The 12,959-nt window shown below is 46.1% G+C and carries 10 protein-coding genes and 1 riboswitch; of the genes, 6 read left to right on the top strand and 4 right to left on the bottom strand.

Translation table 11 applies throughout. The annotated features are described in order from the left end of the window. Positions 1–6: 6 nt before the first annotated feature. From O3646_RS08745 to rnhC, 3 genes are all read right to left on the bottom strand, one after another. Positions 7–2,439 carry an ATP-dependent RecD-like DNA helicase gene (locus tag O3646_RS08745; RefSeq protein ID WP_070675390.1) on the bottom strand — a complete coding sequence of 811 codons (2,433 nt, stop codon included), beginning with the start codon at positions 2,437–2,439 and terminating at the stop codon, positions 7–9. A 67-nt stretch (positions 2,440–2,506) separates the two neighbouring features. Beyond that, entirely contained in the window at positions 2,507–3,157 is a 651-nt protein-coding gene (gene lepB, locus O3646_RS08740) for a signal peptidase I (protein WP_003008799.1), read from the bottom strand. Positions 3,158–3,160: 3 nt separating this feature from the next. Continuing rightward, positions 3,161–4,060 (bottom strand): ribonuclease HIII, encoded by a 900-nt coding sequence (rnhC, locus tag O3646_RS08735; protein ID WP_371610787.1) that lies wholly within the window; start codon positions 4,058–4,060, stop codon positions 3,161–3,163. Positions 4,061–4,196: 136 nt separating this feature from the next. On the opposite strand from rnhC, the gene O3646_RS08730 reads away from it, so the two are divergent. The 5 genes from O3646_RS08730 (at position 4,197) to O3646_RS08710 (ending at position 10,700) form a co-directional block, all read left to right on the top strand. Then, positions 4,197–4,487: a hypothetical protein gene (locus O3646_RS08730; RefSeq protein ID WP_003005477.1), complete on the top strand. Its 291-nt coding sequence runs from the start codon at positions 4,197–4,199 to the stop codon at positions 4,485–4,487. Between the two features lie 10 nt (positions 4,488–4,497). After that, complete coding sequence (locus O3646_RS08725; protein ID WP_049486528.1) at positions 4,498–5,052, top strand: CvpA family protein; 555 nt, start codon at positions 4,498–4,500, stop codon at positions 5,050–5,052. A gap of 73 nt (positions 5,053–5,125) precedes the next feature. Further along, positions 5,126–7,465, top strand: coding sequence for an endonuclease MutS2 (locus O3646_RS08720; protein ID WP_371610786.1), 2,340 nt, complete (start codon positions 5,126–5,128; stop codon positions 7,463–7,465). Between the two features lie 159 nt (positions 7,466–7,624). Further along, complete coding sequence (locus tag O3646_RS08715; RefSeq protein ID WP_003013357.1) at positions 7,625–9,043, top strand: C69 family dipeptidase; 1,419 nt, start codon at positions 7,625–7,627, stop codon at positions 9,041–9,043. Positions 9,044–9,172: 129 nt separating this feature from the next. Next, positions 9,173–9,267, top strand: a riboswitch (glycine riboswitch). A 101-nt stretch (positions 9,268–9,368) separates the two neighbouring features. Beyond that, complete coding sequence (locus tag O3646_RS08710) at positions 9,369–10,700, top strand: alanine/glycine:cation symporter family protein (protein ID WP_371610785.1); 1,332 nt, start codon at positions 9,369–9,371, stop codon at positions 10,698–10,700. Positions 10,701–10,753: 53 nt separating this feature from the next. Here the strand turns inward: O3646_RS08710 and sstT are convergent, their stop codons facing one another. After that, on the bottom strand, positions 10,754–11,971 hold the full coding sequence (gene sstT / locus O3646_RS08705; protein WP_371610784.1) for a serine/threonine transporter SstT: 1,218 nt from the start codon (positions 11,969–11,971) through the stop codon (positions 10,754–10,756). A 136-nt stretch (positions 11,972–12,107) separates the two neighbouring features. Here sstT and O3646_RS08700 point away from each other — a divergent pair, with 136 nt between their 5' ends. Next, a complete protein-coding gene (locus O3646_RS08700) occupies positions 12,108–12,956 on the top strand; it encodes a mechanosensitive ion channel family protein (RefSeq protein ID WP_003013106.1) in 849 nt (282 codons plus the stop codon). Positions 12,957–12,959 lie beyond the last annotated feature (3 nt).

Genomic DNA, 12,959 nt, shown 5'->3' with positions numbered 1-12,959 from the left:
TGTTCACTAGTCGTCTTTTTTGATATCAAAGAAGGCTGCAATCTCTTCTTCTGTTAGTCCGATCATAGGCGAGATGGTGTGGAGATTGTCTTCTGTTAGTCGATAGATAGTAGGCTTAGACGTCTCTGCTTTCGTTTCAACAGTTTCTTCCTTGCTTCGTGCAGATTCGACTGTAGCAGAAGCCGTTGCAAGGGATGAAGAATAGTCTGTGGTTGCTTCGCCTCCGTCCAGGTCCTTGAAACGTTCCACCAAGTAGGTCTTGCGCGCTGTACCTGTATTTTTAGTAGCGAAATCAAAGGCGCTGTATTCTCCTAAGAGAATCAGCTTGCTCTTTGAGCGCGTGATGGCGGTATAGATCAAATTACGCTGCAACATCCGGTGGCTTTGATTGGTAATGGGTAAAATCACCACAGGAAATTCGCTTCCTTGCGATTTGTGAATACTCATCGCATAGGCTAAGCGAATCTTGTACCATTCATTGCGCGGGTAGACGATTTCATTGCCATCAAATTGGATAGTCAATTCATCTTGCTTCGATTCTGTATATTTTCCGGGGAGAAGATCGGTAATGTAGCCAATATCTCCATTAAAGACATTGCTTTCTGCATCATTGACCAGATGGATAACCTTGTCTCCATCGCGGTATTGGCAGTCTGGCGTGTCAAAGACGACCTGATCTTTGATAGCTGGATTGAGAAGGTCTTGCATGAGTGTATTGATGTTGTCAATGCCAGCCTGGCCCTTGTACATAGGTGCCAAGACTTGGATATCTCGAGCCGGGATCTGACTGCGAAGGGCAGCTGAGGTGATCTGTTCGATCATCTTAGGGATGTGTTCGCTTCCGGCTTCGAAATAAGAGCGGTCGGCTTTTCGTTCTGTGAAATCTTGAGGAAGCTTGCCCTGGCGAATGTCTCCTGCAAGTGAGACAATGGTCGAATCTTCACTCTGACGGAAAATATGTTCGAGTTTGGTCTGAGGGATGCTTGGGATCTGCAAGAGATCAGCCAAGACCTGACCAGGGCTGACGGAAGGTAATTGGTCGGCATCTCCCACAATCAAGAGTTTGGTATCTGTTGCGATGTTGCTGAGTAATTGATTAGCCAGCCAGGTATCAACCATGGAAAATTCGTCCACAATGATGAAGTCTGCATCCAGATAGTCCTCTAAGTGGCTGGTGTCATCATCTCCTGTCATCCCCAAATGGCGGTGGATGGTGGCGCTCGGAAGTCCTGTCAGCTCATTCATGCGTCTAGCTGCCCGTCCTGTTGGGGCAGCCAAGAGGATCGGCAGGTCTTGTTTCTTCCGAAGATCCAGCTGGTGGAGTTGGGCATAGACACTGATCATCCCATTGATAACGGTAGTCTTTCCTGTCCCAGGACCCCCTGTGAGGATAAAGACCTTGTTTTGGATCGCTTGGTGAATCGCTTCTTTTTGAATCGCATCGTAGCGAATTCCCAGATCTTTTTCAACCGCCTCAATCGCCTGGTTGATTTTCTCAGGGTCAAATGAAGTCGACTTTCCTTTTTCCAATAATCGACCGATATGACTGCGAATCCCTTCCTCCGCAAAGAAGAGGCTGTTGTCAAAGATCTTGGTGTCCACGTTTTGGACCTTGTCTTCCTCGATGAGGCGTCCTAATTCTTGGGCGACAGTGGAAGGATCCAATTCTACTGGACGAGCGGATTCTAGAAGGTCAATGGTATAGCGCAGGAGGTCCTTGGCTTCGATAAAGGTATTTCCAGTCTCGATAGAGTAGCTAAAAAGGCTGTGGATCAGGCCCGCGCGGAAACGCTCAGGGGCGTCACTTGCAATCCCCAATTCTTCGGCTAGTTGGTCCGCGATTTTAAAGCCCATGCCTTGGATATCTTCCACCAATCGGTAGGGCTGTTGCTCCACGATCTGGAGGGTTTCTTCCTTGTAGAAATCCTGGATCTGAAAGGCCAATTTATTGGGAATGCCATAGTTGGCTAGTTGGGCGAGAATGCGCTCCGTTCCGTAATTCTGACGGAGTTTTTCCACAAAAGCCAGGCGGTTTTTCTTGGAGAGACCTGTGATTCCTTCTAATTTTTCAGGGGCCTCCAAAATTTTGTCAATGGTATCGTCCCCATAGAGGTCCACGATTTTTTGGGCTGTTTTGAGACCAATTCCTTTAAAGTGATCGCTGGAAAAATATTTCACCAAGCCCTTGCTAGAGGGTTTGGCACGTTCATAGCGACTGATTTTGAGCTGCTCTCCGTATTTAGGATGATGGACCAGCTCACCCCAGAAGGTGTAGTCTTCGCCTTCCATGATATCTGCCATGGTTCCTGTCACAATAATCTCAAAATCATCAAAATCTTCGGCATCGGTATCGCTGATGTCGAGCAAGAGGATTCGAAAAAAACTGCTAGGATTTTCAAAAATAATGCGCTCAATAGTACCAGAAAAATAATATTCCATCATTTCTTTCCTTTTTATGAAGCGAGGCTGGGACATACTTGTCTCAGCCTCAGTCTGTTAATCTATACTAATAAGTTTTGAAAGGGTAGATCGGCCAGAGTCTAAAGACGGCTTGCCCTTTGATTTGTTCTTTCTTGAAAGCTCCGACCTGACGGCTATCTTTTGAAACGATCCGGTCATCTCCAAGTAGGAGGTATTCATCGTCGAGCAACTTCAAGGTAAATTTAGGATTGCCATCCTTGTCTACTGTAAAAGCTTGGGCTGTATTGGCCAATTGGCGGAAGAGTTCTCCGTTTTCTTCGAAGCCTTTTCCAGTGTAGGTTGATTGCAATTTATCTTTTTTGAAACGAGCGATGTAGTCTTTCAAATAGGGCTCGTTGGTCTTTTTCCCATTGATGTAGAGGGTATCGTTGTCGTACTGGATAGTATCTCCAGGAAGACCGATGACCCGCTTGACGATGTCCTTGGTTTTGCCGTCGTCGTCTTTTTCATTGGCAACGACAATGTCGAAACGATCAATTGAGAGGTGGTTGACCACAAGGAGATACTCGCTATCTGCTAGGGTTGGATCCATCGAATGGCCGTCCACCTTGACCGGAGCCCAGAGGTAGATGCGAGAGGCGATAATGAGACCAACAATAATACTGAAGAGGCCCCATTCTTTAAGGAATCTCACCACTGGTGAGCTAGATGACTGTTTTGAACTTCTTTTTGACATAACTTATCTTTCTAGTAATTTCTTTGCTTTTTCTGTGTTTTTAAAATGGAGTTTGGCACAATAATCCAGAGCCTTCATCCCGTAGGTCTGAAGCAATTTAGCAGCGACTTGGTCTGACTTCGCTCCTGCTCCACTAGGGAGATTAAAGCCCAGTTCCTTGCCCAGATCTTCCAGATTTTGAAGGAAGAGATTGCGGGCGATGATGGAACTAACTGCAACCGCTAAATATTTGCTTTCTGCTTTTTCTTCCAACTCAATGGCTTGGGTGACCTGATTTTTTTCAGCTTTCACGTATTTTTGGTAGTTTTTAGCCGTCGTAAAGGCATCGATCACAATTCGCTCTGCTTGGACTCCTTTATTTAATAGAAGATAGATAGCCTGGTTGTGCAGGGCCACTTTGACCGAAACCGCATTGTAGCCAGAAGCAATGACTTCATTGTACTTCTTTGGAGACAATAAGAGTGCTTGGTGCTGGATGTTTTCCTCAAGGAGAGGAGCCAATTGCTGAATTTTTCGATCATCCAAGGTCTTTGAATCCCCAACACCGAGCTTTTTGAGCCAGTCGTGCTGGTCAGGTGTGACAAAGGATGCAACGACGGTGAGTCCACCAAAATAAGAGCCGTTTCCGACCTCGTCGGTTCCGATCATGGCTAGATCTTGTCGTGCAGATGAAGTAGTAGAACCTTTAGGATTCCCAGCATCTTGCCCGAAAAAGGCCAGGTAAGGAGTAAGGTCATTGCCTTGAAGCAAGACTTTTCCAGACTTGTAGATCGAAACGGTCGCTCCCTCTAGTCGAAAGAAATAATCCATATGAGGGTTCTTGCTTTGAGAGAGAGAGTTGCGATAGGTATGGACAAAATCAAGGATTTGCTCCTGTGTTGGAGTGAGTGTCATACTTTCCATAACCACTATTGTACCACAAATTCAGGGAGAGAGGGAGCAAAAAGAAAGAAAGAATCCACTGGAAAATCCCTGTGAAGAGGGGCTTTGCTACTGACAAAGCTAGCCATTTTTGGTATAATACCGTGAGGTGATTTTTATGGCGAGCTTAAATAGATATAAATTTACATTTGGAAACAAAGCGCTCACTTTAACAACCAACCATGATAATTTGTTTATGGAAGAAGTCGAACGTGTTGCGAAAGAAAAATACCAAGCAATTAAGGAACAAATGCCAGAGGCAGATGATGAAACCATCGCGATCCTATTGGCAGTAAACAGTTTGTCCATGCAACTGAATCGCGAGATTGAGTTTGACGACAAAGAAAAAGAATTAGATGATTTTCGTCGCAAGGCTTTAGACGACTTAAAGGATAAATCATCCAAATAAGAGGAGATACATGTTAACTTTCTTAATCTTATTGATTTTGGCATGGAGCTTTTATATTGGCTATGCAAGAGGGATTATCCTCCAGTCCTATTACTTTCTAGTGACCTTAGTGGCCCTCTTGATTGCAGGTAGCAGCTACAAGGGACTGGCCAAGGTGTTGTCTCTATGGGTTCCTTTTTCGAGTCCCACCCAGCAATCGGTGAATTATTTTTATGCCAACCGCTACCTATTTCAATTAGATGACATCTTTTATGCAGGTTTAGCCTATGTGTTGATTTTTGCGATGATCTATCTGATTGGTCGTGTGATTGGGATCTTTATGCACTTGGTACCTCAGCCAGAAAAACTGGAGGATCGCAAGTATCAAATTGGAGCGGGTGTGATCGCCGTCGTGATAACTCTCTTGGTCATCCAGATGGGCTTGACTGTCCTCTCAACGGTTCCCATGGCTTCCATCCAAAATAGACTCAATGCAAGTGGATTGATCCGCTTTATCATCCTTCATACCCCGATCAGTTCCAGTCTGTTCCACAATTTGTGGGTGACTGCGATTATCGGAGCTTAAGGAGCAAAAATGAAGAAAGGAGTGAGACAAGTCCGATTCAAGGAAGGACGCTCACTTTTTTTGTAGGAGAAACATGAATAAAAAAATCTTAGATATTCTGGAGTTTGACAAGGTCAAGCAACTCTTTGAACCCTATCTACAGACAGAACAAGGGGAGATGGAGCTAGCAGCCCTTACTCCAACTGATAAAAAAGAAAGCATCGAAACGGCCTTTATGGAGCTAGAAGATATGGAGCAGATCCTCTTGGAAGAGCCTCGCTTTGCCGTGTCGACCATTCAAGATGTCCGTCCAGTGACCAAACGTTTGGAGATGGAAGCGGCCCTCAATATCGATGAATTACTAGCGCTAAAAGCTGTCCTTCGGGTGACACATGAACTCAAGGATTTTTACGACAATTTGGAAAATGTCCGTCTGGAAAGGCTCCATCGCCTCTTTGACAACTTGGTGGATTTACCTCGCCTACAAGGTGGGCTTCAAGCTATCAACGAAGGTGGCTTTGTCGAGTCTTTTGCCAGTGAAAAATTGGCCAAAATCCGTCGTCGCATCCAAGAAAATGAACACCAGGTCAGAGAGATTCTACAAGATCTGCTGAAAAGCAAGGCCGATATGTTGGCGGATGCTGTGATTGCTAGTCGGAATGGCCGCAATGTTCTACCCGTAAAAAACACCTATCGCAACCGGATTGCAGGGGTGGTCCACGATATCTCAGCCAGCGGGAATACCGTTTATATAGAGCCTCGGGCAGTCGTCAATCTCAATGAAGAAATTGCCAACCACCGGGCAGATGAACGGTATGAAATCATTCAGATTCTGGAGGAATTATCTGACACCCTGCGCCCTCATGCAGCAGAGATTGCAAATAACGCTTGGATTATCGGTCACTTAGACTTGATCAAGGCCAAGTATCGCTTTATGCGCGATTGTAAGGCAGTGGTACCAGAGGTTAGTAGCAATCGTTCCATTCAGCTCTTGCAACTACGTCATCCCTTGATTGAAAATGCCGTCGCGAATGACCTGCATTTTACCGAGGACTTGACAGAAATCGTGATTACCGGTCCCAATACAGGGGGGAAAACCATCATGCTAAAAACGCTGGGACTAGCGCAAATTATGGCCCAGTCTGGTCTTCCCATCCTAGCAGATCCAGGTAGTCGTGTGGGCATCTTCTCACAAGTCTTTGCAGATATTGGAGATGAACAATCGATCGAGCAGAGCTTGTCGACCTTCTCCAGTCATATGACCAATATCGTATCTATCTTGAATCAAGTGGATACCGCCTCCTTGATCCTTCTGGATGAGTTGGGGGCTGGAACCGATCCTCAAGAGGGGGCTGGCCTTGCTATTGCTATCCTAGAAGACCTGCGCTTACGCGGGATTAAGACCATGGCGACAACCCATTATCCAGAGCTCAAGGCCTACGGGATTGAGACTGCAGGAGTGCAAAATGCCAGTATGGAATTTGATACAGCGAGTCTGCGTCCAACCTATCGCTTCATGCAAGGAGTTCCTGGCCGCTCCAATGCCTTTGAAATTGCCCGCCGTTTGGGCTTGTCTGAGACCATTATCCAGGATGCCATGAAGATGACCGATACGGATAACGATGTCAATCAAATTATTGAAAAATTGGAGGCGCAGACCTTAGAAAGTCGCAAGCGCTTGGATACCATTCAAGAGGTCGAGCAAGAAAATCTCAAATTCAATCGCGCTCTTCGAAAACTCTATAACGAATTGACCAGAGAGAGAGAAACAGAGCTCAATAAGGCGAGAGAAGAAGCCAAGGAAATTGTGGACATGGCCCTCTCAGAGAGTGACCGCATCCTTCAAGGCCTTCACGCCAAATCCCAGTTGAAACCACATGAAATTATTGAGGCCAAGGCTCAGTTGAAAAAACTAGCTCCTGAGACCGTCGACCTTTCTAAAAACAAGGTCTTGAAAAAAGCCAAAAAGGCGCGTGCTCCTAAGGTGGGAGACGAAATCTTGGTTATCAGCTATGGCCAACGCGGAACCCTGGTCAAGCAACTCAAAGATGGCCGCTGGGAGGCACAAGTTGGCTTGATCAAGATGACCTTGGAAGAAAAAGAATTCAACCTCATCAAGGCTGAAAAAGAAGCAGCTCAACCTAAGAAACGCCAGGTGAATGTCGTCAAACGCTCGAACACGAGTGGGCCGAGAGCGCGTCTGGATCTCCGTGGGAAACGCTATGAAGAGGCCATGCAAGAGCTAGATGGCTTTATCGATCAAGCCCTGCTCAACAACATGGCCCAAGTCGATATCATCCACGGGATTGGAACGGGAGTTATCCGTGAAGGGGTGACCAAGTACCTCCGCCGCAACAAACATGTCAAAAGTTTTGAATATGCCCCCCAAAATGCGGGTGGAAGTGGCGCAACCATTGTTACGTTTAAAGGATAATCGAATCCTAGCTGATAAACAGCTAGGGTTTTTAAAATTTTATAAAATGAAAATGATTGAAAGTTGTTGAAAAGGATTCGCTTTTAAATCTGATTTTCAGTAGGTCCTCCCTTTTAAAAGTGCTATAATAGAGGCAATGAATGATTTGGGAGGATACGCATGCGTAAACGTGAAAGTGCAGATTCGTGTACAACGATTCTAGTCGGAAAAAATGCTAGCTATGATGGTTCGACCATTGTAGCACGAACAGAGGATTCTCAAAATGGCGTTTTTACGCCCAAGAAATTGATCGTGGTCAAACCGGAAGATCAACCGCGTCATTACAAGTCAGTTTTATCAACTTTTGAAATCGGCTTGCCAGATAATCCAGTTCGCTATACAGCGGTTCCAGATGCCATTCCTAAAGATGGGATCTGGGGAGAAGCTGGGATCAATGTCTATAATGTAGCCATGAGTGAGACAGAGACTATTACGACCAATAGCCGTGTGCTAGGGGCAGATCCTCTTGTAGAGAGTGGTATCGGTGAGGAAGACATGCTGACCTTGGTCTTGCCTTATGTCAAGACTGCCCGCGAAGGGGTCTTGCGTCTCGGAAAGATTTTGGAAGAGTACGGAACTTATGAGTCTAACGGGATCGCCATTTCAGATGTGAATGAAATCTGGTGGTTGGAAACCATCGGAGGTCACCACTGGATGGCGCGCCGTGTCCCTGACGATGCCTATGTGACCAACCCGAACCAACTGGGAAGTGATTATTTTGAATTTGGCAATCCCGATGAGTTTCTTTGTGACCCAGATCTTGAACATTTTGTCACAGAGCACCATTTAATTCTGGATCAAGAAGGGAAAGGTTTTAATCCACGCTATGCCTTTGGTAGCCAAAAAGACAAGGACCGTCACTACAATACACCGCGGGCTTGGGCCATCCAGCGTTTCCTCAATCCTGAAATCGAGCAGGATCCACGGAGCTTTGAGATTCCTTGGTGTCAAAAACCCTATCGCAAGGTGACGATTGAAGATGTCAAATATGTCTTGAGCAACCACTACCAAGACACTATCTACGATCCCTATGGCCCTGAAGGAGATCACGTGAGTCAGCGGACCTTCCGGACGATCGGGATCAACCGGACCAGCCAGACAGCGATTCTGCAATTGCGTCCCAATAAACCACAAGAAACTACAGGTATCCAATGGATTTCTTATGGCTCCATGCCTTATAATACAGCCGTTCCTTTCTTTACCCAAGTGGATACAACGCCAGACTACTTTGCCAATACAACGGCTAAGGTAACAACGGATTCCTTCTACTGGGCCAACCGGATTATTGCAGGACTAGCAGATCCACACTATGCTCACCATGTTGGTGATTTGGATGATTACCAAGAAACGACAATGGCCTGGGGACATGCGCGCATCAATAAAGTCGATCGTGCACTTGCAGCAGGTGAGACCGTTGATTTTGAGGCGGAAAACCAAGCTATGAGTGATCAAATCCAGGAAGCGACAGATCAACTCTTGGACAAGATTTTGCTCGATGCTAGCAACCTCATGACCAATCACTTCTCCTTGAGTGATTAAAAACTGTGTATTTTCAGGTAGTTTACAAGATATTTTCAGAAACGATTGACAAACTTTTGAAAATCGATTAAAATAGAGAAAATTACATACGACCGAATGAAGTTTGCAGGAGCGTGAGTGACTGTGAATGGACGGAACTCTGGAGAGACCAGAAATGGCACCGAAGGGGCAAGGTAGAGGATGCATCTACTCAAACTCTCAGGTAAAAGGACAGAGCGAAAGATAGGGAAAGCCCCTATTTTAAGCAGGACCAGAGTACATGTTTGACATGTGCTCTTTCTTTTTCTCTTTTCTGTCGAGCGGTCGATGAAAAAGGAGACAGAAAATGGACCATGTATTGCAGTTTTTTCAGCAGCTCGATAATCTAGTATGGGGCGCCCCGCTGTTGGTGCTCTTGGTGGGAACAGGGATCTACCTAACCCTTCGCTTGGGTTTGCTTCAAATACGCTACCTTCCAAAAGCTTTTCACCTGATCTTTACAGAAGATGAGGGACACGGGGATATCTCGAGTTTCGGAGCCCTTGCGACAGCTCTAGCGGCTACTGTAGGGACGGGGAATATTGTAGGGGTGGCTACAGCGATTCAGACAGGTGGCCCAGGTGCCCTCTTTTGGATGTGGATGGCAGCCTTCTTTGGAATGGCGACCAAGTATGCAGAAGGGCTCTTAGCCATTCGTTATCGGACCAAGGATGACAACGGTCATATCTCGGGTGGTCCCATGTACTACATTCTTCACGGGATGGGAGAGAAGTGGCGACCGCTGGCTATTTTCTTTGCGGTTGCAGGAGTGCTGGTGGCCCTCTTTGGGATCGGAACCATGACCCAGGTTAATTCCATTACGGGATCCCTTCAGGCCAGTTTTGGAACAGCTCCAGAAGTGGCTAGTGTAGTAATTGCTCTGGTGGTTTCGACCATCATCTTTGGAGGGATTCACTGGATTTCCAAAGTCTCTGAAAAAGTGGTTCCTTTTATGGCTGCTGCCTATATCTTTGCGACTATCACGATTATTGTCTTGCATCTGGACCAATTGCTTCCAGCCTTAAAAGCAGTCTTTTCAGGTGCTTTCACAGGAACTGCAGCCATGGGAGGTTTCGCAGGAGCAACGGTCAAAATGGCTATCCAAAAAGGGGTGGCGCGTGGGGTTTTCTCTAATGAATCTGGTCTCGGATCTGCACCCATTGCAGCCGCCGCAGCGAAGACCAATGAGCCCGTCGAGCAAGGTTTGATCTCCATGACAGGAACCTTTATTGATACCATTATCATCTGTAGTTTGACAGGACTTTCACTCTTGGTTTCAGGTGAGTGGATGGCTAAGGGCAGCACTAGCACCCTGACTCAGGATACGTTTACAGGCGTCTTTGGTCCAGTCGGAGGTATCATTCTAACGCTATGCTTGGTGCTTTTTGCGACCACGACTATTCTTGGATCGTCTTATTACGGAGAGCGGTGTTTTGAATTCCTATTTGGTGTTAAACATATCAACCTCTATCGGACCTTCTTTGTTTTTATGGTTGGACTAGGAGGCTTCCTTAAGCTGGATCTGGTCTGGGTGATCGCGGATATTGTGAATGGGCTGATGGCTTTGCCCAACCTGATCGCCCTTTTAGCTCTCTCCCCTGTCATCATCAAAGAAAGCAAACAATACTTTAAGAAATAAGAAAACCCAGATCGCGAGATCTGGGTTTTCTTGTCTATTTGAGATAGGCTCATTTAATAGCGTTTTTCTTTTGGCCAGCTGCTCATTTCGGCGATGGCAGTGAAGAGTGCATCTGTCGAAGAGTTGAGGGCTGTTTCACAAGAGTCTTGGATGACCCCGATGATAAAGCCGACGCTGACGACTTGCATGGCCAAATCATTGGTGATGCCAAAGAGGCTACAAGCAACAGGGATGAGAAGGAGAGATCCTCCCGCAACTCCGGATGCTCCACAAGCAGAGATAGCCGCTACGACACTCAGGATGAGCGCCGTTCCAAAGTCAACCTGAATGTGCAAGGTATTGGCAGCAGCTAGCGTCAAAATATTGATCGTCACGGCTGCGCCTGCCATGTTTACAGTTGAACCAAGTGGAATGGAGACAGAATAGGTGTCTGGATTCAGCCCCAACTCTTCACAGAGACGCATATTGACAGGGATATTGGCTGCAGAACTTCGAGTGAAGAAGGCTGTTACCCCACTGACACGGAGGCATTTAAAAACTAGGGGATAAGGGTTCTTGCGGATCATGAAAAAGACGATCAATGGATTGATGACCAGGGCTACAAAAGCCATGGTACCAACCAAAACAAGTAAGAGAATCCCGTAGTTACTAAGGGCACTGAGTCCTTGGCCAGCGATGGTCGTGAAGACCAAGCCTAAGATCCCAAATGGAGCTAGGTTGATAATCCACTCAACGATTTTTGAAGTGATGTCTGCTAGGGGTTGCAGGAGGTCTTTACTGTGTTCACTCGCCTCTCTCATGGCAATCCCAAAGACGGTTGCCCAAGAAAGGATCCCAATGTAGTTGGCTTGCTGCAAGGCGTTGACCGGGTTGTCGACGATCTTGAGCAAGAGGTTACTGATCACTTCGCCAATCCCGTTTGGAGAGGATCCTTCAGCAGCCTTTCCAGTTAGGGTAATGGTGATAGGGAAAATGTAATTGACCAAAACAGCGACGAAGGCAGCAGCAAAGGTTCCTAGGAGATAGAGGACGATGACCTTTTTCATATTGGTCTCTGTCCCTTTTTGGTGTTGGGAGAGGGCATTTGCGACGAGCGCAAAGACCAGAAGGGGTGCGATCGCACGGAGCCCCCCAACAAAGAACTCTCCTAAGAGTCCAATGCCAGTTGCTTTCGGGAAGATAAGTGCTAGGATGACTCCAAGTACAATCCCGATTGCGATCCTTTTCATAAGGTTGGTTTTATTCCAAGTTGTAATCAATCGATGAATCATGTAGGACCTCCTTAAAAAATAATTAAGGAATATTATACGATAGTTAGGGGGGAAAGCAATGAAATTTTCAAAAAATAGCCTTATTTCCGAATATTTGATATAATTATACTATTCTTTGGTAGAAAGGCCCGAATAAATGAGTCAAGCTTTCCAACGTTATTTCAGTAAAATAGACTGGACGAAGATTTTTGATGATCTGATATCAAAATGTATCTCTCTAATTTTTATCTTTCTCTTATTTTTTATCGCTAAAAAGGCCATCCATAGCCTGGTCAAGCGGATATTAACCCCTTCCTTTAAGTATACGGTGCAGGATGAAGCCCGTAAAAAAACGATTCTCCGTTTGGTTGAGAGCCTCTTAAACTATTGTTTGTATTTCATCTTGATCTACTGGATTTTATCGATTCTGGGTCTTCCGGTCTCTAGTCTCTTGGCTGGTGCTGGGATTGCTGGGGTGGCGATTGGGATGGGAGCCCAGGGCTTTCTTTCCGATTTGGTCAATGGTTTCTTCATCCTTTTAGAACGCCAGCTGGACGTGGGTGACAATGTTCGTCTCACGAATGGGTCTATTAATATTGCCGGCATCGTCAGCAGTGTCGGGATTCGGACGACCCAGGTACGGGACTTTGATGGGACTCTCCACTTTGTTCCGAATCGCAATATCACCGTCGTCAGCAATCTCTCACGCGGCGATATGCGCGTGCTGATCGATATTCCGCTAGACGCAAATACCGATCTCGACAAGATCTATCAGGTGATTGCTCAGGTCAATCAGTCTGAACAAGATAAACACCCAGAGGTGTTGACAGGTCCTACGATTTTAGGCCCACAGATCGAAAAAAATGGTCGTTATTCCTTCCGAATTGCTATGACTGCGCAAAATGGAACCCAGACGACTGTCTATCATACCTACTATAAACTCTACCATGATGCCTTGATGGAAGCAGGGATTAACCTACCGACAGGAAAGAACGGGATCATGTAACAC

The sequence above is a fragment of the Streptococcus sp. 27098_8_148 genome, assembly GCF_041432105.1.
Classification (GTDB): domain Bacteria; phylum Bacillota; class Bacilli; order Lactobacillales; family Streptococcaceae; genus Streptococcus; species Streptococcus parasanguinis_AE.
This window is presented reverse-complemented; position numbering and strand designations above follow the sequence as displayed.

What these genes read in the sequence shown, in the direction of transcription:
- O3646_RS08720 (WP_371610786.1), top strand. Translation starts at nt 5,126, where the DNA reads ATGAATAAAAAAATCTTAGATATTCTGGAGTTTGACAAGGTCAAGCAA.
- O3646_RS08730 (WP_003005477.1), top strand. Translation starts at nt 4,197, where the DNA reads ATGGCGAGCTTAAATAGATATAAATTTACATTTGGAAACAAAGCGCTC.
- O3646_RS08745 (WP_070675390.1), bottom strand. Translation starts at nt 2,439, where the DNA reads ATGGAATATTATTTTTCTGGTACTATTGAGCGCATTATTTTTGAAAAT.
- O3646_RS08725 (WP_049486528.1), top strand. Translation starts at nt 4,498, where the DNA reads ATGTTAACTTTCTTAATCTTATTGATTTTGGCATGGAGCTTTTATATT.
- O3646_RS08715 (WP_003013357.1), top strand. Translation starts at nt 7,625, where the DNA reads ATGCGTAAACGTGAAAGTGCAGATTCGTGTACAACGATTCTAGTCGGA.
- lepB (WP_003008799.1), bottom strand. Translation starts at nt 3,157, where the DNA reads ATGTCAAAAAGAAGTTCAAAACAGTCATCTAGCTCACCAGTGGTGAGA.
- O3646_RS08710 (WP_371610785.1), top strand. Translation starts at nt 9,369, where the DNA reads ATGGACCATGTATTGCAGTTTTTTCAGCAGCTCGATAATCTAGTATGG.
- rnhC (WP_371610787.1), bottom strand. Translation starts at nt 4,060, where the DNA reads ATGGAAAGTATGACACTCACTCCAACACAGGAGCAAATCCTTGATTTT.
- sstT (WP_371610784.1), bottom strand. Translation starts at nt 11,971, where the DNA reads ATGATTCATCGATTGATTACAACTTGGAATAAAACCAACCTTATGAAA.
- O3646_RS08700 (WP_003013106.1), top strand. Translation starts at nt 12,108, where the DNA reads ATGAGTCAAGCTTTCCAACGTTATTTCAGTAAAATAGACTGGACGAAG.